Origin of the sequence: Agrilactobacillus fermenti (assembly GCF_047943045.1) — a bacterium.
Classification (GTDB): domain Bacteria; phylum Bacillota; class Bacilli; order Lactobacillales; family Lactobacillaceae; genus Agrilactobacillus; species Agrilactobacillus fermenti.
Genome location: NZ_CP181347.1, coordinates 1 through 20802 on the forward strand (window position 1 = coordinate 1; position 20802 = coordinate 20802).

25 protein-coding genes are annotated in these 20802 nt (G+C 41.0%); 11 read left to right on the forward strand and 14 right to left on the reverse strand.

Translation table 11 applies throughout. The features are described 5' to 3' along the window. The first annotated feature begins 153 nt into the window (after positions 1–153). Genes ACNAN0_RS00005 through ACNAN0_RS00030 form a run of 6 tightly spaced genes read left to right on the forward strand, consistent with a single transcriptional unit; the run spans position 154 to position 2014 of the window. Positions 154–555, forward strand: coding sequence for a transposase (locus tag ACNAN0_RS00005; protein WP_416353503.1), 402 nt, complete (start codon positions 154–156; stop codon positions 553–555). After that, positions 512–769: a hypothetical protein gene (locus ACNAN0_RS00010; RefSeq protein ID WP_416353504.1), complete on the forward strand. Its 258-nt coding sequence runs from the start codon at positions 512–514 to the stop codon at positions 767–769. Before ACNAN0_RS00005 ends, ACNAN0_RS00010 begins: the two co-directional genes overlap by 44 nt. Further along, on the forward strand, positions 709–1017 hold the full coding sequence (locus ACNAN0_RS00015; protein ID WP_416353505.1) for a hypothetical protein: 309 nt from the start codon (positions 709–711) through the stop codon (positions 1015–1017). The genes ACNAN0_RS00010 and ACNAN0_RS00015 overlap by 61 nt, the downstream gene beginning before the upstream one ends. After that, the gene (locus ACNAN0_RS00020) at positions 1014–1280 is read left to right on the forward strand and encodes a transposase (protein WP_416353506.1); all 267 of its coding nucleotides are present in this window, start codon (positions 1014–1016) and stop codon (positions 1278–1280) included. Before ACNAN0_RS00015 ends, ACNAN0_RS00020 begins: the two co-directional genes overlap by 4 nt. A gap of 13 nt (positions 1281–1293) precedes the next feature. Next, positions 1294–1620 (forward strand): hypothetical protein, encoded by a 327-nt coding sequence (locus ACNAN0_RS00025; RefSeq protein WP_416353507.1) that lies wholly within the window; start codon positions 1294–1296, stop codon positions 1618–1620. A gap of 1 nt (position 1621) precedes the next feature. Then, positions 1622–2014: a hypothetical protein gene (locus tag ACNAN0_RS00030; protein WP_416353508.1), complete on the forward strand. Its 393-nt coding sequence runs from the start codon at positions 1622–1624 to the stop codon at positions 2012–2014. Positions 2015–2723: 709 nt separating this feature from the next. Here the strand turns inward: ACNAN0_RS00030 and ACNAN0_RS00035 are convergent. Next, entirely contained in the window at positions 2724–3662 is a 939-nt protein-coding gene (locus ACNAN0_RS00035) for a dihydroorotate oxidase (RefSeq protein ID WP_269073872.1), read from the reverse strand. Positions 3663–3794: 132 nt separating this feature from the next. Between ACNAN0_RS00035 and ACNAN0_RS00040 the strand changes: the two genes are divergently transcribed. Both ACNAN0_RS00040 and ACNAN0_RS00045 read left to right on the forward strand, forming a co-directional pair. Next, a complete protein-coding gene (locus tag ACNAN0_RS00040; protein WP_269073873.1) occupies positions 3795–4985 on the forward strand; it encodes a multidrug effflux MFS transporter in 1191 nt (396 codons plus the stop codon). 143 nt (positions 4986–5128) lie between these two features. Continuing rightward, positions 5129–5863, forward strand: coding sequence for an SDR family oxidoreductase (locus tag ACNAN0_RS00045; RefSeq protein WP_230913334.1), 735 nt, complete (start codon positions 5129–5131; stop codon positions 5861–5863). A gap of 328 nt (positions 5864–6191) precedes the next feature. On the opposite strand, the gene spxB is transcribed toward ACNAN0_RS00045, so the two are convergent. From spxB to ACNAN0_RS00110, 13 genes are all read right to left on the reverse strand, one after another. Further along, entirely contained in the window at positions 6192–7940 is a 1749-nt protein-coding gene (spxB, locus tag ACNAN0_RS00050; RefSeq protein ID WP_230913335.1) for a pyruvate oxidase, read from the reverse strand. A 302-nt stretch (positions 7941–8242) separates the two neighbouring features. Further along, positions 8243–8455, reverse strand: coding sequence for a hypothetical protein (locus ACNAN0_RS00055; protein WP_416353509.1), 213 nt, complete (start codon positions 8453–8455; stop codon positions 8243–8245). Positions 8456–8470: 15 nt separating this feature from the next. Continuing rightward, the gene (locus ACNAN0_RS00060) at positions 8471–8983 is read right to left on the reverse strand and encodes a hypothetical protein (RefSeq protein WP_230913337.1); all 513 of its coding nucleotides are present in this window, start codon (positions 8981–8983) and stop codon (positions 8471–8473) included. A 434-nt stretch (positions 8984–9417) separates the two neighbouring features. After that, positions 9418–9618, reverse strand: a complete 201-nt coding sequence (locus ACNAN0_RS00065; protein WP_230913338.1) for a cold-shock protein — start codon at positions 9616–9618, stop codon at positions 9418–9420. A 194-nt stretch (positions 9619–9812) separates the two neighbouring features. Beyond that, positions 9813–11210 (reverse strand): APC family permease, encoded by a 1398-nt coding sequence (locus tag ACNAN0_RS00070; protein WP_230913339.1) that lies wholly within the window; start codon positions 11208–11210, stop codon positions 9813–9815. A 90-nt stretch (positions 11211–11300) separates the two neighbouring features. Beyond that, a complete protein-coding gene (locus ACNAN0_RS00075) occupies positions 11301–12482 on the reverse strand; it encodes a threonine/serine ThrE exporter family protein (protein ID WP_230913340.1) in 1182 nt (393 codons plus the stop codon). 207 nt (positions 12483–12689) lie between these two features. Then, complete coding sequence (locus ACNAN0_RS00080; protein WP_230913341.1) at positions 12690–13667, reverse strand: ring-cleaving dioxygenase; 978 nt, start codon at positions 13665–13667, stop codon at positions 12690–12692. Positions 13668–13738: 71 nt separating this feature from the next. Further along, positions 13739–14506: a biotin--[acetyl-CoA-carboxylase] ligase gene (locus ACNAN0_RS00085; protein ID WP_230913342.1), complete on the reverse strand. Its 768-nt coding sequence runs from the start codon at positions 14504–14506 to the stop codon at positions 13739–13741. Beyond that, entirely contained in the window at positions 14503–14976 is a 474-nt protein-coding gene (locus ACNAN0_RS00090) for a deoxycytidylate deaminase (protein WP_230913343.1), read from the reverse strand. The genes ACNAN0_RS00085 and ACNAN0_RS00090 overlap by 4 nt, the downstream gene beginning before the upstream one ends. Positions 14977–14988: 12 nt before the next feature. After that, entirely contained in the window at positions 14989–15849 is an 861-nt protein-coding gene (locus ACNAN0_RS00095) for a DUF6681 family protein (protein WP_230913344.1), read from the reverse strand. A 14-nt stretch (positions 15850–15863) separates the two neighbouring features. Continuing rightward, positions 15864–16403 carry a hypothetical protein gene (locus ACNAN0_RS00100; RefSeq protein ID WP_416353510.1) on the reverse strand — a complete coding sequence of 180 codons (540 nt, stop codon included), beginning with the start codon at positions 16401–16403 and terminating at the stop codon, positions 15864–15866. A 255-nt stretch (positions 16404–16658) separates the two neighbouring features. Then, complete coding sequence (locus tag ACNAN0_RS00105; protein ID WP_230913346.1) at positions 16659–17741, reverse strand: hypothetical protein; 1083 nt, start codon at positions 17739–17741, stop codon at positions 16659–16661. 71 nt (positions 17742–17812) lie between these two features. After that, entirely contained in the window at positions 17813–18799 is a 987-nt protein-coding gene (locus ACNAN0_RS00110; RefSeq protein WP_230913347.1) for a DNA-methyltransferase, read from the reverse strand. A gap of 241 nt (positions 18800–19040) precedes the next feature. Here ACNAN0_RS00110 and ACNAN0_RS00115 point away from each other — a divergent pair, with 241 nt between their 5' ends. From ACNAN0_RS00115 to ACNAN0_RS00125, 3 genes are all read left to right on the forward strand, one after another. After that, entirely contained in the window at positions 19041–19541 is a 501-nt protein-coding gene (locus tag ACNAN0_RS00115) for a helix-turn-helix domain-containing protein (protein WP_230913348.1), read from the forward strand. A 55-nt stretch (positions 19542–19596) separates the two neighbouring features. Further along, complete coding sequence (locus ACNAN0_RS00120) at positions 19597–20016, forward strand: OsmC family protein (protein WP_230913349.1); 420 nt, start codon at positions 19597–19599, stop codon at positions 20014–20016. An 83-nt stretch (positions 20017–20099) separates the two neighbouring features. After that, positions 20100–20525: an Ohr family peroxiredoxin gene (locus ACNAN0_RS00125; RefSeq protein WP_230913350.1), complete on the forward strand. Its 426-nt coding sequence runs from the start codon at positions 20100–20102 to the stop codon at positions 20523–20525. The last annotated feature ends 277 nt before the right edge of the window (positions 20526–20802 follow it).

The following is a 20802-nucleotide window of genomic DNA, read 5'->3' on the forward strand; positions in this document are numbered from 1 at the left end:
GAGGCTGGGACATAAGTCTTTTATACAGCCTAAAGTAAAAAATTCCTTGAGATCTGATCTCAAGGAATTTTTTGCTTTTATGTAGGCACGAAGTGCCTTCCAATGTTATTCTATAAGCGACAAAACTCTCAGAAAGAAAAGGAGGACACTGTCGTGTATCAAAATTATAACAATAATCAGTTGCGTTTATCAATCCCTTTGGAGATCAATATCCCATCAAACCACGTTGCCGTTGCCATTAGTCATTTTGTCGATTCGATCCCCGATAAATTAATTTACGAAAAGGCCATGACCTCTGGCCGCCCGGCTTATAATCCAGCAATGCTTTTAAAAGTCATCTTATTTGCCTATACCAGACAAAACTTTTCTGGCCGTAAGATAGAGGCTATGGCTCAAGAGAATATTCCGACTAAATGGTTGATCGGTGATCCAGATACCGTTCCTAGTTACCGTACCATCAATAGATTTCGTTCTTCCGACCAAGATGAAGCGGTTGGTAGAGGCAATGTTCTTGAGCTTTCGGCAATTATTAAAAGCCCAAGGCTTGATCGATGATAGTGCATTATTCATCGATGGTACGAAACTACTTGCTGATGCCAACAAGTATACCTTCGTCTGGCGCAAGGCCTCCGAAAGGTTTGAAGGACAACTAGATAAAAAAATTGCTGGCCTTTATCAGGAACTCGTTCAAATAAAGTTGATCTGGCAATGTCAGATGAAGCGCCAAAGACAGACTCAAAAACACTTGAAAAAACGTCCGAGCAGTTGACTAACGAAATCGAACGGTTAGATCAAGTGATTGCGACAGAGCCGATTATTCCCGGCGGTTCACCTAACAAACGCCTACGGCGAAAGTTCAAACATGACCGTCATTTAATCGACAGTGACTACCTACCTAGAAAACGTAAATATGAGTCTAACAATGCAATTTTGGGTGATCGAAATAGTTTTTCTAAGACTGATCCGGATGCAACTTTTATGCGCATGAAAGAAGATGCAATGCAAATGGTCAGTTGAAGCCAGGTTATAATCTTCAGATCGCGACTCAAAATCAGTTTGCACTATACTACGATATCAACCAACGACCAGCTGATCAAAGAACGCTGATCCCATTTTTACAATCTATGGATTTCCAAACAACACCAATAAAATATATTGTGGCAGATGCGGGCTACGGTAGTGAACAGAATTATAACTACATTGAAAACAAACTGACTGCACAAGCTCCTGATCCCTTACGGGATGTTCGAAAAAGAGCAGACTCGATCCTATCGACGTGATGCAAGTAAAATAATGAACTGGAACTATGATCCGATCAAAGATTACTATACTGACGAGCATGGCATCAAATTCCACTTTATTAGAGAAGGTCACCGCAAAGACAAGAGTGGTTTCGTGCGAAACCTTCGAACCTATCGTGCTCTAGATTATGACGACCCGGAGGGTTATTTCTATGCTCATACACCTGGAGGTAACCTGCGTCAGATCAACATCAATCCCAATTGGGAACACCATAAACAACAGATGCGTGAAAGACTAAAAGATAATGATGAAACAAAAGCAATTTATGCCTTGAGAAAAATCGAAGATGAACCATTCTTCCGGAAATCTGAAGGCTAATTTGAAGTACCTACGAACCTCGGTTCGTGGGATTGAAAAGGTTACTACTGAAGCAGGAATTGCAATTATGGCAGCTAATCTGCTGAAACTGACCCTCAAAGTCAATGTTATTTTTAGAAAATCAATCGTTAAAAAAATAATCGTGGTTTTCAGATTCAATATCAGTCTGAAAACTACGATTATTTTATTTTGCGTGGCTTATGTCCCAGCCTCAAACATACCCCCCCAGATACTAGCTGATAGACTAAGTAATAAAGGGCCTAACCAATTTTTCCTTTTCATTAAAATTCCTCCGCATGAGATTTTGTTTTTGCTTAAAATCATCAGCGGATGCAACCCGCTGATTAACGGATTGCTGGAACGTCGCATTCACATAAAGGTGCATAAATCATGAGTAACACTTCCTTTCACACTATTGGACTTTTTTATTGGGATAAACCTTAATTTTATCAATCAATATCAAATAACAGCATATATTGGTTGATAATATCATTGAGTTCTTGAGTAGACAAGTGTTCAACAACGCTACTATGGTCACACCACGGACGGTTAGAAACTGGTTTAAGCACCAATGAATTATTTTCAATACTGATGGATAGGGTTTCCATTGTCTTGCCAACCTAACTGCTCTACAAGGCTTCGTGGTATTCTGGTGGTATTTGAATTACCCCATTTGGATAGTTTTGTTTTGTCCGATCATTCAAAGCTTGAGCCATAAGCATACAGCTCGTATTTTTATAATTTAAGTATATACAATGGATTTACTTAAGTTACAAAAAAGACTGGTAGAAAGTGCTATTTTTTAAAAAAACACTATACTTACAGCTAACAATCTGATTATACAGCCATTTAGTTCCTAGACTGATTTGAACTGAAAATAAATGCCAGCATTAGATTTACCAACTTCTGATTGCAAATCGTGACACAAGTTTCAAAGGAGCGAGGATTTCTTGCTGAAACAAAACAAGCTGTTAGTCTATTTCTCGATTAAACAAAAAACTGCTAAATCACATGTTACGTGTGGGTTAGCAGTTTTTTTATTTTACGGTTTGAAGTGAAGGCGGCGTGGCTGTCGAAAAGATAATCCCCTTTGTCACACTCTGTTATAATGTTTTAACTTTGCCGCGGAAATCGGCTAAAGTTTGATAGTTTTTCTCAGTCATCAAGTTGGTCAGTTCTTGGGTTAAGCGAGTAAAGACAGCTGGACCGTCTTTAGCCAGCTGCGTACCAACTTGAACCATGTCTGCACCAGCAAGAATGTGGGCGAAGACATCAGCCCCATTTTGAACACCACCCGTGCCAATAATAGCAATTTCTGGATTGAGGCGTTGTCTGAAGGCATGAACATTGGCCAATGCTGTGGGTAAGATATAAGCACCGCCTAAACCGCCAAAGCCGCCTTTTGGTTTGATAGCGACCGTTTCAGAGTCTACATCAATATACAATCCGTTGCCAACGCTGTTGATCGTGTTGATATAAGCAAGCGGATATTTATTTAAAATGTTAGCCATGATATCAAATTGAGCTAGATCAAAGTATGGTGGTAATTTGACGCCGAGTGGTTTGTGGAAGATGCTAAATGCTTCGTCTAGCATTTTTTCAGTAGCTTCAAAATCGTAGGCAACTTGGGGTTTACCAGGTACATTAGGGCAAGAAAGATTTAATTCGGTCAACCCATTAAAATCTGTTTTTTCGATCTGCGCCAGCATTTCTAAATCTTCAGCCATGCTAAGGCCCGCAACGGATAAGAATAAGGGAGGGACTTGAGCATCAGTTTGTTTACCCAAGACATAGTCCAAATAGTATTTCAAACCTTCATTTGGCAGACCCATGGAATTGATACTACCCAGGGCCAAATTACGATAGCGTGGTTCAGGGTTGCCTTGACGATATTCTGTCGTAGCGCTTTTAGTGACCAAAGTACCTGCATCTGAAGCCAATAATTCATCTAGTTGTTCTGTTGTATAACAATGAACACCAGAAGCATTCATCAAAGGGTTTTGAAATGTATAATTATGCAAAGATGTGGTTAAATTTACCAAGTTGCAGAAACTCCTTTCAAATCTAAGGCAAAAAGCGTTCCTACTATTTAAGCACAAATTTTAATTGGACGCAATTGTTATGAAACATTTCGCGTTGCTGATATAATTACAAGTTGAAATCTAATGAGGAGAATGATTGTGGGAAAAACAAAACGTTTATTTTTGAATATTTTATTGGGGACGTTGAGTGCCTTTGGACCGTTATCGATGGATATGTACTTGCCGGCTCTGCCTGATTTGCAGCGAAGCCTACATACCAGTCAATCTTTAGCGCAGCTGTCAATTACGACTTGTCTGTTGGGTTTAGCAATCGGCCAAATTTTTGTAGGACCGATCAGTGATCATTATGGCCGCCGCAAGCCTTTATTGATTGGGGTCACACTTTTTGCGTTGACATCATTTGCTATCATTGGTGTGACGCAAATTTGGACCTTGATCGGATTACGGTTTATTCAAGGCTTAGCCGGTTCAGCGGGACAAGTATTATCACGATCGATCGCTAGAGATCAGTTTTCGGGTAAACCTTTAGCACGTTTTATGTCTGTTTTGATGTCGATCAATGGGGTCTTTCCGGTAATTGCGCCGCTGTTCGGGGGCTTTGTGATCCAATTTACCAATTGGCAAGGGATTTTTATGATTCTAGGCGTGATCGGTGTTTTATTAGCCCTAAGTGTCTGCTTCTTTCTGCCAGAGAGCTTGCCTGAGGGTAAACGGGCAACTAGCGCTGGTCGAGCATTTCGTGAAATGAGCCAGCTGGTTTTTGAACGAGATTTTATGAAATACGTCTTGACCCAAGGCTTTGTGATGGGGGCGTTATTTGCTTATATCGCAGGTTCATCGTTTGTTTTCCAAGGGATCTATGGCATTTCACCGCAAACATTTAGTTTGATTTATGCGATCAATGGCATCGGGATTGTTTTAGGTAGTCGATTAGTAGGGACTTTGATCAATCGGTATACTGAAGAAACAATATTACGTTATAGCCTTTACCTAGGTGTCTTGGTGACTGGTCTATTAGCTCTTAGTTTATTAGTCGTGACCAATATGGTTATTTTGATGATCGGCTTATTCTTGATGGTCTTTGGCATTGGGAGTGTGAATACCACGGCTACGTCGATCGGGATGAATCAAGAAGGCGATAAGGCTGGCGGTGCCTCCGCGCTCTTAGGTTTGGCTATGAATGCCATTGGTGGGTTAGCCACACCGTTGGTTGGTGCCTTTGGCTCTCATTCAGAAGCACCAATGGTTTTATTGATGTTCGCAGCAGAACTGATCGGACTAGGGCTTTATTTTGGGTTACCCAAGCGGCGTAAGCTTAGGTAGTTTTATCTTGACCGCAGGAATGACAGCTAGCAGGTATAACCCAACAATGTCTTTTTTGCGTTCTAAATACACGACTTATTTATTTGACGATATTAAGATTTTGATTTAATCTAAAACAGATTTTAAATAGGGGGTTACAAATTATGACAGTAAAAGACAAAGTTGTGGTAATCACCGGCGCTTCTAGTGGGATCGGAGCCGCTACGGTATCGGTGTTAGCACAAGCTGGCGCTAAGTTAGTCATTGGCGCCCGGCGTGAAGAGCGGCTACAAGAGTTAGCTACTAAATTTGGAGCGGCACAAGTCGTTTTTCAAAAGACAGATGTTACTGATAAGGCTAGCGTCCAAGCATTAGTTGATTTGGCTGTCACCAAGTTTGGCCGTGTGGATGTGCTTTACAATAACGCCGGTCTCATGCCTATTTCTGAATTGGCAGAATTAAAAGTTGATGAATGGGAACGCATGATTGATGTCAATATCAAAGGGGTACTCTATGGTATTGCAGCAGTATTACCGATCATGATCAAACAAAATGGCGGTCAAGTCATTACGACTGACTCGGTTGCTGGGCATGTCGTCCACCCTGGAACGGCTGTTTACGCTGGGACAAAGTATGCCATTCAAGCAATTATGGACGGCCTGCGCCAAGAGCAAGCAGCACATCACATCCGGACGACAATGATTTCACCCGGTGCAGTGAATACGGAATTATTCAGCACGATCACTGACCCTACACGGCGAGCAGCTGTGGAAAAAGATGAAAAAGAAAATGGCTTAGCTGCTGAAGATGTCGCTAATGCTGTGTTATACGCTATCGATCAGCCAGAAAATGTCGGTATTAATGAGATTTTAATGCGGCCGGTTAGTCAGGTGCGTTAGTGGTATGTAATTAACAGGTGGCTGAAGACAAAGCTTTTGTTTTGTCTTCAGCCACTATGTGTTTACGAACAATTAAATTTTAAACGTGTTGCCTTTTGTCTCATACTCGTCTTTTTATATAAAATATCAACTTTTCCAAGGGTTAACTTTGCAGGACGCCATCTATCATCGTCAAATGATGCTGAAAGTAAGAACTTATGTCTGAAGCGTGGGTCACTATTAATACCAAAACATACAAAAAAACTGGCACCCAAGGATCGACGAATCAGTCCGTGGTGTACCAGTTTTTTTATGCTATTGCGCGGTTATTAAATGTGATAAGGCTTAGTTATTTGTTTTCAGCAAGTAATTCTGAGAGTGCTGGTTGGTTGCCTTCTAATTCATATTGTTTGCGGAAATCAGCAATTGTTTTTTCATCAAAGATGTTTGGATCTAGTGGCATAAAGCTAGTATCCACTGGGTCAATATTGCGGATCTTGGCATCTAAGACGATTGGCTTGCGATTGCCGGCAGCCGTTAATTGTTGGATCTTTGCAAAAGCAGCTTTCAATGATGGAATATCATTAGCGGTTAAACCAATGGCACCCATGTTGTCAGCAATCTTAGCCCAGTCAGCACCAAGGAGATCGATACCATAAGGTGCTTGACCAGCAACTAATTTTTCATGTTGGATGAAACCAAATGATTTGTTTTCTAAGATCACGTTGATAACTGGTAATTCGTACTTAACTTCAGTCAAGAGATCTTGCATGACCATGGCATAGCCACCATCACCAGAAATGCTATAAACTTGGCGGTCAGGGAAGCTCAATTGACCAGCCATGCCAGCAGGAAGGCCGTAGCCCATAGTTGCAAACCAAGCAGAAAGGGTGAACTTCTGATCGGCATTGACTGGGATTTGGCGAATTGCCCATTCTGTGTTGTTACCAACATCAAGGCCAAAGACTGTTTGGTCCGTTGAGTTCTGCTTGATCGCATCAATGACGGATTCAGCACGCAAGCCTTTGCTGTCATCGGCAGCTAGGTCAGCCAACCATTGATCCCAGTTAGCTTTATTCTTTTGGTTCGCTTTGAGCCAGTCAGAAGCTGGTAGAGATTCATGACGAGCCAATAACTCTGTGATGAAGTCATGACCATCAGCCAAAATTGTTAAATCAGCATCATGCTGTTTACCTAAATCTTCAGCATTATTGTTAACTTGTAGGACTTTCACACCAGCAGGCCAGAAGCGTGCAAACGGGAAGTTAGTACCTAAGAACAAGATCAGATCCGCACCTTGAGCAGCTTCAAAAGCTGGTTTAGTACCCAAACGTCCCATGGAGCCCATGAAACTTGGGTGGTCTGTGGGGATAATCCCAGTGCCCGGAACTGTAGAAACAACGGGTAATTGATAACTTTCAGCTAATTCAACAACTTCATTGCGTGAACCAGCTAAACCACGGCCAACCCAGAGTAAGGGGTGTTTTGCGGCTTTGAGTAATGCGACTGTTTCATCGATATCTTTAGGATCAATTTTAGATTCCATCACACCATGAGCAAGATGAGCTGTCTTGTAAGGTTCAAAATCAATTTCTTGACCAGATAAGTCATCTGGAATGATGACAACGGCTGGGCCCTTTTGAGCATAAGCAGCACGAATAGCTTCGTCTACCACGTAAGGAATTTGTTCGGCACTAACAACTTGCTTGTGGAATACAGAAACATCCACGAACATTGGATCTTGGTTCATTTCTTGGAAGAAGTTTGTGTTCATCACAGCCGTGCTAGATTGGCCGACGATAGCTAATACTGGCGCATGATCCATCTTAGCATCATACAAACCATTAAATAGATGGGTTGCACCAGGACCAGCGGAACCGAAGCTAACACCGATCTTGCCCGTTAATTTGGCGTCGGCAGAAGCAGCGAGGGCGCCGACCTCTTCATGACGCACTTGAATATATTTTAGATTTTCTCTTTCTTGGTAAAGACCATCGACAGTATTGTTGATGGAATCAGCAGTAATGCCATAGATGTGGTCAATATCCCAACTTGTAAGAACTTGTGCTAAAGCTTGTCCGGCTTTCATTTTTGTCATTGCATAATCACTCCATCAATTAATTTGATTCATTTCTATTTAACTTACTTTTTGTAAGAATTAACAACGTCATCTAGAATAATCATTTTTTGAGTAAAATGCAAGTGTTTTTCAATTATTTTTTGTAAGTTATTCATGAAAGCGGATTTATTTTTGGGAAAATTGCCTTGATTGGGTAATTTTGGATAATGGACAGTTTTGGTTCGATATGAGTGGTAGGAAAAAAAGCATAGATCGTGACGGCTAATAAAAAAAGTTAGATCAGTTAAGATCTAACTTCCAGACATAATCATGAAAGAATATTACTTAGTTATATGCTGTACAATTATTTTTCTAAACCAATCATAGAAACCGATAGCAACTAAGAAAACGGACAGTAGCCAGAGTATAATCAAAGCGACTGATAGAAGGGTAAAACTGATCGTTTGTCCGCGGATCAATGAAAAAATGGTTGGTAACAATGCCAGAGGCAGAACTTTCAAGAATAACATACTGCCACGTTTGATAGATACCATCATTTTAGCCCCCCATTAGACAATTGAGTATTCATATTGCAGTGAGTAGGAAGTATGATAATACGCATTGTCGGTTACTCGTACTCGCAATTTTTTTCCCTGTGCAGCAGCACGTTGTACAACACTCTTGTTTGCTGCGCTCGCACTAAGTGAATATGCTAAGCTAGCCGCACCACCATAAATTGGAATAAAACCTAGTAGTGCAGAAATGACATTTGCAGAAATACCACTAATGCTGTTCATCCGATTGGCTAAATCTTTGGTCTGTGATACTCCCATTGTATATGTGGCAAGGGTTATCCGTTTCTCAGACATAAACTGTATGAAAGGAGTCGGGTTTACCAAAGAATCAGGAATATTTTGAAGTTCAGTAATATCGGGTACGGGTGTTTGCGCCTGATTATCGGTTATTAGATTGGGCTGTACTTGTGTATTATTATTAGCAACGGCAAATGCAATATCGTTATTAAACCAAGCACTAAACAGTCCAACGATAAAGGTAGCAAGCACAATAGAATTTCTTTTCATTTCTAACCCTCCTAAAGCTATGAAAAACTTTGAAAACTTAAAAATACAAAAGAGCATTATCCAATTATGTATAGCTACATCATAGTACCGTATCTAGATTATAGTAGGATTGTAAGGTAAAAGACTAAAGATGTCAATAAATCAGCCTATTAACTGCTAATACTAAAAGTTTAAAAAATAACAACTTATTTTCTATCCTTGATCCCTAGAACATTTTTTGTAAAATCAGTAGTAGGGAATATCGTTCATCCTTTTTTCAATTGGTTTTGGTCGACTTGATTGTAATATAGGAACATGGTGTTCCTTTTTTGTATCTCAAAATTGGTATAAAAATAAGGTGCCAGTGGACTGACGTCCACCAACACCAAAAAATATAGAACCACAAAAAACCCGTAAGGCTTAAGCTTTACGGGTTGAAATTTTATATTTTGATATTAGTCTTTAACGACGTTAGCAGCTTGTGGGCCACGGTCGCTTTCTTCAACATCAAAAGTAACTTTTTGGCCTTCGTCTAATGACTTGTAGCCGTCACCTTGGATAGCTGAGAAATGTACAAATACGTCATTACCTGTATCTGTAGTGATGAAGCCGTAACCTTTTTCTGCGTTAAACCATTTTACTGTACCGTTTTGCATGTATAAATTCCCTTCGACAAACCATATGTGACATTCAACTAGGTAACTTCAGAAAGAAATCTATAAAGCAAAAACTCGTAGAACTTCGAATCTAAAAATTACGCTGTTAATAATATAGCACAGATATCTGAATAAAGCGAGCTTTTTTAAAATGAATTTTTAAATACCTGTTAAATCAACGTTCTTGTATACGATTATTTTTCGCTGACATGTACATTACTATGATTCATGCCATAAGCAAAATAAATGACGGCGCCAATAACAAACCAGATCAGTGAGGCAACCCATGTTTCTAAACGTAAATGTGTCATCAAATAAAGGCAGAGCAGCAAAGAAATAATTGGTAAAACGGGATAAAGCGGTACTTTAAAACCGTCATTTTTAATATCTTTACGCCGACGAAGTGGAATGATGCCAATAGAAACAAAGGAGAAGGCAATCAATGTACCAATGTTGACCAGTTCAGCCAACTGACCTAAATTGATGAAACCGCCCATGATCGAAATAATGATCGTTACAGTCACTAAACTATGATTCGGTAAATGGTTTTCGTCATTGATCTTACCCAAGAATTTTGGCAGTAAACCATCACGGCCAATTGCGTAGACCAAGCGGGAGCTGCTATAAATCATGGTCACCATCATCGTGAACATCCCAGCCATAGCCCCAACGGAAATCACGCCAGCAACACCATTACGTTGAAAGAATTGCAGTGCGAAAGTCACAGGGTCAGCAACATTCAGTTTGCTATAAGGCAACATACCTGTTAGTACAGTGGAAACGGCCATGTATAAAATGGTCGCAATAATCAGCGTACCAATGATGCCAATAGGCAGATTTTTTTGCGGATCTTTCACTTCAGGTGCCGAAGCGGAAACGGCATCAAAACCTAAATAAGCAAAGAAGACAGTAGCCGCGCCAGTTAGAACGCCATTTGCACCGAAAGGTAGAAACGGCGACCAATTTTTAGGTTTGACATAAAATAAACCAACAATAATAAATAAGGCAATAATAGCAATTTTAATGACAACCATAAAATCATTGATCCGCATGGATGACTTCATGCCGCGAGAAAGCATCCAGGTAATGAGCCAAATCACAACCATAGCGATCAGATTCACGTAAGTATGGTGGCTAGGATCTAACGGCCCCGAAATAGCTTGTGGTAAGTGAATACTGAACCCTTTTAGAAAGGCACTAAAGTAGGCGGAGAAACCAACAGAAACGGCAGCCACAGCCAACATATATTCTAGGATCAAAGCCCAACCAATGACCCAGCCGATAAATTGACCAAAAATGATATTCCCATAAGAATAGGCACTGCCGGCCACTGGTAATGAAGAGGCAAATTCCGCATAGCACATGGCTGCGGTAGCACAGACCAATGCTGCTACCAAGAAACTAAGAATGATACCGGGCCCGCTGGTTGTTGCGGCTACGGTACCGGGTAGGATAAAAATACCGGTACCGATCACGGCACCGATACCTAACGCCATCAAATCTCTAGCTTTCAAGGTTTTCTGGAATTTGATGTCTTCTTTTAAATACTGATGGATATTGGCCTTACGGGTCATTTTCCCCCAAATTGACATAGACATCTTTCCTTTTTAATCATATTTTAATTTTTAGAATAGAGGAAAATGGGTGAATTGTCAATTTTAGCCGGGTATTATCAGCGTTTTTTAATGTTTCTTGAACTTTTCAGGCAATTTATAAATTTCTTCACCAACGATACTGCCGATAGACAAGCCTAAAAGGTTAGTGATCACGATAATTATGGTACGGACAGCGGTGGTTATGCGGCCAGTGCCAAATTGGCTCAGGCCAACAAACATCGTGATGCCAGGGACTAAAGCGACCAAAGAGGGAATGAAGAAAATCGTCATTGGCGCTTTGAAATGCTTGGCGAAGATTCGAGAAACTAACGACAAGGCACTGATACTGAGCAATGTATTTAATAGATTACTTTGCCAAAGACTCGTGACAAAAACATAGACACACCACGTCAGTGCACCAGCAATACCAATTGGTAAGAAAAGCTGCTTAGGGGCAAAGATAATGTAAGCAAATGCGATGGAACATAGGGCGCTGCCGAGCACCTGGAGACTTAGTGGGACTGTGACGACGGCAATTTTACCCGAGGCCATGATGCCAAAAGGAAGCAGCTGCACGAAAGTGATCCCTAGCGTAATGGAAACTAAGGTGGTTAAGCTCTCTAAGATCATGACCGGTCCAGAGATAAAATAATTGTTAAATGTATCTTGGACGCCATTGGTCAGGACAATTCCTGGAACCATTGGGATGATGGCGGCAGTGTAGAGTAAGGTGGGATCTAAATGATAAAACTTGCAAAATAAGCAGGCGAGTAACCCACCTAAAAAGGCGGCTAAGAATTCAGGGATAAATTTATTGCTAAGGTAACGGCGAAAGAAGGGATAAGATTGACTGGTCATGAGACCAATAATGGCGGCTAAACCACACTCTAGCAGACTACCATTAAGAATTAGCGTGATACTAGAACTTAGAAGTATATACGCTAACCAAGCATAGGGTCGCTTCTCTCTGGTTTGTAATACCTGTTGGATCTGAGTATATAACTGCTGGATAGTGATTTGGTCGGCCGCATAATCGCGAGATAATTGGTTGAGTTGGACCACTTTATTTAAATTAAAACCACGTTCAATAATAGGCACAAAGTCAACATTCATCGCCCCTTTACGCAGAAAAATCGAATTGATCGTCACGTAAACGTACATTTCTTTTTTCTCAGTGGGAGTCAAAAAATCAGAGCAGGCGATCAACCGGTTCATCGTGTCTTCGGCACGTTGTAGTTCAGAACCAAACTCGATCAGCCCTTTACCCATCGCTAAAATAGTGCTGGCAAAGATGTCATGGGCCGAAAGTTCAGCAGGTGTTTTGATTGAATCGATAGCAATAGGCCTCCTTAAGATAGTATCGAATTTTAGTCTATCCTAGCCACATAAAAAAACAAGTCTGGATGCAATAAAAAACAGAGTAGGTTGTCCTACTCTGCTAAAAAAGCATAATCTGATTTATTTTTAAAAATATTCTTATTGTTGTGCTTCAGGAGAATTCGGCACGGTATTAAATGGGACAAGGTTTGCTTCAATGGAAGCACGATATTCCTCTAAGAATGGTGGCAATTCTAAATGCACACCAGCTTCCTCATAAGTCTCATCAAGTAAGAAGCCAGGGCCATCCGTTGCAATTTCAAAAAGAATACCTGGAACTGGACGGAAATATTCTGATTTAAAGTAGAAGCGATCCACAAAGCCAGAATTGTTGAAACCAAGATCAGAAATGCGTTGGATCCAATAATTTAAGCTCTCTTCATCATCCGTGCGGAAAGCTAAATGGTGGACACCGCCGAAACCTTGGATGGCTTGGTTTAATAAGCGTTGGTGGTCAAGAATCACTTGGGCCCCATGACCATTATCGTGCAATTCATAAAGCGTGAATTGGCCTTCAGTTGCTTTTTTCGTGAAGCCCAATAGACCAGTCAGGACATTGCTCAGCATATCCAAATTATCTGTTGTAATATATTCAGGGCCTAAGCCGGTGATGGCAAATTCAGCTGGCACTGGACTGAAACGATAAGGTGTGCCCCCAGGAATACCGGTGTTGGTCTCATCGGAGATCAATTGATAATTTTGACCGTCGAAGTCGTTGAAAGATAAAATCTTAGCACCAAAACGTTCGCTGATCTCACCGTGACGGACTTTGAATTCGTCAAAACGAGCGATCCAATAGTCTAGTGCGGCGTCATTAGGGACGCGGAAAGAAGTTCGATTGATTTCGTTGGTGCCGTGAACAGCTTGGTTAATACCTGGAAAGTCGAAGAAAGTAATATCGGTGCCAGCACTGCCCATGTCATCTGTAAAATATAGATGGTAAGTCCGGACATCATCTTGGTTAACGGTTTTTTTGATTAAGTGTAGGCCTAAAATACCAGCCATGAAGTCAAAGATTTTAGGTGAGCTGGAGGTAATAGCAGTCAAATGGTGTAACCCAGTTAATTTGGTGTTCATTTTATTGTTGGCTCCTTATACTTACATTTTGTAAGTATAATACCATGTGCCCAATTTATTTGCAAACAAATTTATTTAAAGTAAACTTTTGTCACTTCACCATATTCATAAGCAACGACTCCGGTGCTGGTTTGTAAGCACAACGCACCATCATCACGAATTCCCTGAACAGTGCCTTGAATATGCTGCTCACCAATTGCTAGTGTGACTGTTTTGCCGGTAAGAAAGGCATGTTGGCGGTAAAAAGGTAGATAGGTTCCTGAGGCATAAGCGCGGATCAGAGTTGGCAGGCCCTGGCAAATATGCGCTAATAATAGATTGAGATCACCCTTATGATTAATGCCGCCAACTTTAGGCGCCAGGTCAGTTGGCAGTGAGGCAGGGGTTTTTAAATTAAGGCCGATACCAATAATCACACCAGCCTTATGATTGGCTAAAGGTAAAGTTTCAGTTAAAATGCCACAAATTTTTTTCTGGTTTAAGTACAGATCGTTGACCCATTTGATCAGTGGCGTCACTTGATAGGCGTGCTGAATAGCCTGAGCAACGAGCACACCAACACTGGTGGTCAAAAGGCCAGGCTGTAGGTCAGCAAAGTTAGCGGTGAAAGCATAGCTGATGTAGATACCAGTACCTTTAGGCGATTGGAAGACTCGATTGAGGCGGCCTTTACCAGCTGTCTGCATTTCAGCAATACAAAAAAAGGGCAGCGAGGCCCCTTTTTTTAACAAGCGTTTAGCTTCAATATTGGTAGAATCAATCGTTTCATAAAAATGCAATTGCGGGGTAGGTTCAAGCTCTTGGAGCGTTGCTTGCAGTTTTACACGATCGATCATCATGAGGCAGACGCCACCGCAATCTGGTGTACCTGTATGTGATGGGACTGCATCAAATGAATGGCATACGCGTCATTGTGATAATCGTGACAATAGTTAATGCCAACGATACCAGCTTGGATCAAGGCTTTGGTGCAATTCAAGCAAGGGAAATGGGTGACATATAAGACAGCACCCTTTGTCCGGACACCATTGGCAGCACACTGCAAAATCGCATTTAATTCGGAATGAACAGTGCGGATACAGTGGCCGTGATCCATGAGGTGACCGGCATCATCACAATGGGGCTCACCCACGACACTGCCATTATAACCAGTGGCGATGATACGCTTATCGCGCACCAAAACACTGCCGACGGTGGCACGTTCACAAGTCGAACGTTCAGCCACATTGATGGCCAATTTCATAAAATACATATCCCAAGATTCACGATCTTTTTTGCGTTTGGATGGAACGATTTGGTAACTACTCATGACTGCCTCCAACTAATTTGAACTCATTTGCGACCGTTCTTTCGGCTTAAAAGCAACTTGTGCTTGTAGTTTATAAGGCCTTGGAATTTCCGTGACTGCGGCCTGATTCAAAACCTTTTGCGGGCCAGCACTGACCTGTAGATTGGCTAAAGCTAAATCGTATGCTTGAATAGCGTTGTCAATCGAGGATAATCCCACCCGAGCTAAATGACCGACTGGTTTGGCAGTTAGCGCATTGAGGCCAGCTAAAATCTCAACCGAATCCGCTTGAATTTGCAAGTCAAAAAAAGGAATCGGTAGGGGAGATTTCAAAGACATAACCGTTTCATTGCGTTGGAGCTGTTGCTGAATAGCAGTGTCATCATCTTGATTAAAGTGGGTGGCTAAAATAGTTTGACCCTTCAGAACATTGACGATTTCAACTAGATTGGCTTGTTCACCATCATCAATAATAATTTCGGCCGGGACTAGACTATTTTCACTAAAAATTCCCGTTGTTGGGATATTGTGGACTTGTGATTGAGCATGTGCTGGCTGAGCCAGGTTGTTCGGCTGCTGACCATTAGACTGAGCCAAGGCTTCTTTAGGCGGTCCACCCAAGAGTTTCTCAATTTTGGGTGAGATATCAAACTTGGCTTTTTTGTTTGTAAAGTAGTAAATGATATTGAGCACACTAAAATATAATAGAACTAAAAAGATCAAGACATAAATACTGCCACGCAAAAAACGCTGATAACGAAAAGCTTCAATCGATAAATAAAGCAAATAAAAGTTGCCAACTGTGGCAATTATTGTATAAATTCGATTTCTAGGTTTGTTGTTTATATTGAAATAACCCAGAAAATGATTGATCGTATCTAATAAACTAAGCATAGAACCACCTTGAGTTATTGATTTGTATTCTGTTGCGGTGTTTGGGCGGTCGTGCCACCCGTTTGATTATTGGTTGTATTGCCAGTACCCGTACCAGTGCCAGTACCATTTTGATTAGTCGACTGATTGGTGTTTTTACTTGGGGTTGAGGCATTATTCGCATTATTTTCATCAGTGCCGTTGGTTTTATTGGTATTATTTTGCTCCGTATCGTTTGCTTCTGTGCTCGAATTTGAGCTGGAAGAAGCCTGATTGTTATTTGAACTACTAGAAGCACTAGATTCTGAACGGCTGCTGCTGGAAACACTTGAACTGCTGGAACTTTGACTCTCATCTTCTGGTTTTGGCTTAGAGTGTTTTGATTCACTAGAACTGCTCGAGCTGCTTTCCTTAGAAGATGTGATCGATGACGTGGTTGAACTAGTTTTTTCCACGTGGGAAGGGGTCGTGCTAACGGGGGCGACTTTATTGACCCCAAAGTTGATCGCCGAAACAGCTAATATCAGTGAAACAATCGCTGCTGGCGTTAATAAAGGCGGTGTACGATATGCCATTATAAATTCACCTCAATCATACATTATATACAAGGTCTGTGAACTTTTGGGGACTTATTCCTAAAGAATTGTTAAAGTGCGCGTAAGCCAAAATGTTTTTAGTAGCGACCCGCTAGCAAAAATCGCGATAGACGATACGTAATTTGAATTTTATAATATTTCAGAGAATTATTTAAAGTTTCACGTGAAACAAAAAATGCGATACAAAAAATCCATGATAGTTAGGCGTCGATGCCAGGTCATCATGGATTGAATTTATTCAACTGTTACAGTTGCCGTGGTAATACCGTAGCTTGGAATTGCAGCATTTGGCCAAGCCACGTCAATTTGATTGGGGCTGCTATAAACAAAGGTACCAGTGTCATTAACCACCCGATGAATCTCTGTCCCATCAGCAAAAACAATTTTAAGGCGCGTCCCCTTTGGATAAACGGCTAAGTTGGCAGCTACACCCCCGTAGCCCATGGAAGATCCCAGAACGGCAGGATCATAAAAAGAAATTTTAACGCCAGTAGCAACTTTGTCATTAGTGCCACTAAGTTCGGGCGTTGGTAAAATTTGAGTTGCCGATTGTGTCGGGGCAGCTTCAGCGGCCGGTGTGCTGGCGGCTGAAGTTTTAGCACTCTCTGCTGCGGCTGCTTTTTCCTTGGCCGCGGCTTGTTCAGCGGCGAGCTGCTTAGCAGCTGCTTGTTGTTGCTGCAGCTGTGCTTTCTCTTGATTTAGCTGTTGCAGTTGGTTCTGATTATTGGCCAAGGTTTGTTTAAGGTTTTGCAGATCAGTTTGTAACTTTGAATTTTCTGTATCTAGTGTTTGCTGCTGGCTGAGTAAATTACTTTGTTTGGCAACTAATTTTGTTTTAGCTGTTTTTAATTGCTGATAAGTTTGGTCGACGTCAGATATTGCTGCCACGTCAGCTTTTTGAATCGCCCGGACCACATAAACATTCCGAATCATATCCGCCAGTGATTTGGAAGAGATCATTACATTAAAGATACTTTGCTGGTCATTAGCGTGCTGCAGTTTACTTAAACGCTTTGCGGCATAAGCCTTTCGTTGTTTAAGGTCCTTTTGAGTTTCAAGGATGTTTTGCTGCGTATGATCAATAATCTTTTGCGTGTCTAAAATTGTTTGCTTTAGTTTGTTCGTTTTAATTGTCTGCTGGCTGACAGTCGCCATTTGTTGATTTAATTGTTGATTCAAAGCATCTTGTTTTGCCTGAATTGTCATCGTCTGCTGATCCAGTTCAGAAGTGGTTGCCGCGTTAACTGATGCTGGTATTTGAACAGTTAAACACAACACAGCTGCTAATAAAACAAGGCCTATTTTTAATTTACGCACGATAAAACACTCCTAAAAAAGCGAAAAAATATCTTAAATCAATAATAACAGCTTACATATTTAAAGTATACTTATTCGCTGTCAGGCTTATGCTGAGTAAACTGAGCCTGTTCGTGCCGAGTGTTCCTAGCCCAAAAGACATGATCACAATAGCCTTGAATAGGATCACCTGGTTGTACATGAGCTAAGCGGTACTGAGCCCAGGCAATGTATTGGGGGTTAGATTCAATGCCTAGATAATGCCGCCGTAATTTCTTAGCTGTCACAGCAGTGGTTCCAGAGCCTAGAAAGGGATCAAAAATAAGATCACCCTGATTAGAACTTGCTAGAATTAATTTAGCGAGCAGCTTTTCAGGCTTTTGAGTTGGGTGAGCGGTGTTTTCTGCCATGGACCAGTAAGGAATCGATAAATCATCCCAAAAATTAGACGGATAAGTATCCCGATAATTTCCTTGAGCAGAAGCTTGCCAATCTCGGGCTTTCCCGTTTACACGGTAGGGCGCATTGACACGACGGCGCATTTTGACTTGATCAACGTTAAATGTATAGTCTTTGGAAATTGTCAAAAACCATAAATCTTCCATCGCATTTTTCCAATTTTTACGCGAACCCCGACCTTTCTCTCTTTCCCAGGTAATTCTGTTTTGAATACAAAGTCCAAAATCAGAAAATAATGGTGCGATCGCAATACTTGTTTGCCAATCACAGGCAACATATAACGAGGCGTTGGGTTTAAGTAAGGGTAAAAGTTTCGTAAGCCAGCGCCGAGTATAAGCTTGATAATCTGGCATAGAACGGCGATTAAAAATATGGCCGCCGAAATCCTTGGTTAGATTGTAAGGTGGGTCGATAAATGCTAAGTCGATACTATTTGTTGGTAATTTTGGCATCAATGCCAAGGCATCGCCCAAGATGAGCTGATCAGATAGGCCCTTGAGCTGATTTTGTGCCAGTTGAGCTGTCAGTTGTGTGGCAGTCAAGCTTTGGTGCAAATAAAATTGACCAACCTCAGAATTGACTGAGAAATCAATCGTCTTATTACGTTTCGATTTTGTCATGATTGACCTAGCTACCTCCCCCAAAAATAACAGGTGTTTCCAACAAATGTTTACATAATATGGTTTATATATTTAGAATATAGTTTTCTGAAATTAAGTGTGCAAGTAAATATGCCATATATTATAAACTACGTGTGAGATTAAAAATGAAATATAATTGATTTTTTTGATTATACATTCTATATTATAATAAAGAATTGATTTTAACTTAAATCAAGTTAGCTAATTGAAGGAGCAAATTATGGGTAAACAAAATTTAAAAGTTCAAATTCCAACCGACGAGGGCGCTGCAAAGCTCTCATTACCAAAGGATATCACGCAAGAACAGTTAGAGGTTTTTTTGAAGTCGTTATCTGAAACGTTGACTAATTTAACACAGCTGAATCCAAGCCTTACTTTAAATGAAAAGGTAAACGCTTTCGAAAATGATGATGAACACAAGGATCATGTGGTTATTTCTGGAGACGAGGTAGGCGGTTTTGTCACTTCTGTTAATGACGTACGTGACGAGATTGCCAAGAAGGCAGGCTTGTTTTTACGAAATTATCGTGAAAAACGTGCATTACAGCGGACGGAAATATCCGAAAAAACAGGTATGTCTTATTCTAGCGTTTTTAATTTGGAAAAAGGCGCTAGTGTGCCTTCACTAGAAACATTAGCCCGTTTTGCCGATGTCTACGGTTGTGATGTTAAAGTAACGTTTATCAAAAATGATGGCTTTGATGAAACCAAACAAGCGTAAGACGTTTTGAGTGGTTATGTCACAATAGCAGTACCAAAAACAGGAGGCGAAGGTCATGTCTGTCTATCACGTCACTTCTAAACTATTGGCTGAAGGCGCACAGGTTTTAACAACTGCCGGGAGCCATCAATATTTAACAGATGAGCCAGTCACTTCAAATGGCACCGATAAAGCACCCAATCCAGTCCAATACTTGCTAGGCTCATTGGGGACTTGTCTGGCGATCACGGTAAGATCCCAAGCGCGTAAACGGCATATCGAGGTAACTTCATTTGAAGTCACGGTCACCGGTAATTTAGAAATGGGCGGTTTGCGAGATAGTTCTATTCATAATCAGTTTACCGCAATTACGTATCATGTCCAGATGAAGACGAATCTAACACCTGCTGCTCAAAATGATTTTTTGGCTGACTGTGTAGCCCTATGTCCAGTTCATGGCACACTCGAAGTAGCCGTGCCGATAACTGAAAATTAAAAAGGTGTTGCACAATCTAATTGTGTGCTATATCATTGAGGTGTTGAAAAAACTAAGTCAATCATTATCTAGGAGGTAATTAAATGACTGTAAATTATGAGGGCATGAAAAAAATTTCTGTAAAAACAATGATCAATGAAGGCGGCCGCGAAGGTGAATCTAAAGCGCCTAATGGTTCTTTAGATGTGCGTACATCAATGTCAGACAAACCTGGAACTACAACACCTGAGCAATTATTTGCGGCAGGCTATTCTGCTTGTTTTAATGGTGCGATGTCTTTCCCGTTAGAAGCTGATGGAAAAGGTGATTTGAAGCGTAATGTCCGTGCAGAAGTTGAACTATTCAACGGACCAGAACCAACTGATTTTCAATTACGGGTTACATTGATCGGACACATTGAGGGCCTTTCTAGTGAAGAAACAATGGCCTATATGCAAAAAGCAGAGCAGATTTGCCCATACGCAAAGGCTGTTGCTGGCAATATTGAAGTAGATTTAAAAGCTGAATAAAACGAGAACGAGGGCGAGACAAAACTAACGTTTTGATTCCGCCCTCTATCTGTTTGCAAACAATTTTATTTTAAACGTGTTCCCAAAGGCAACACCCTCACCTAACCACGAATGGCTCAAATGGAAAGCCCACCATTTTTCGCAATTCTTGTTAGTGCTCAGGTGCTGAGCGCCTTTTGTCCCACTCTCGTTTAAAATAAAAGTGTTCGCCTTCATATATAAAAGAGTATCCAATGATGCAAAAGCGATCTAGTTGGGTACTCTTTTTGCATGCCTA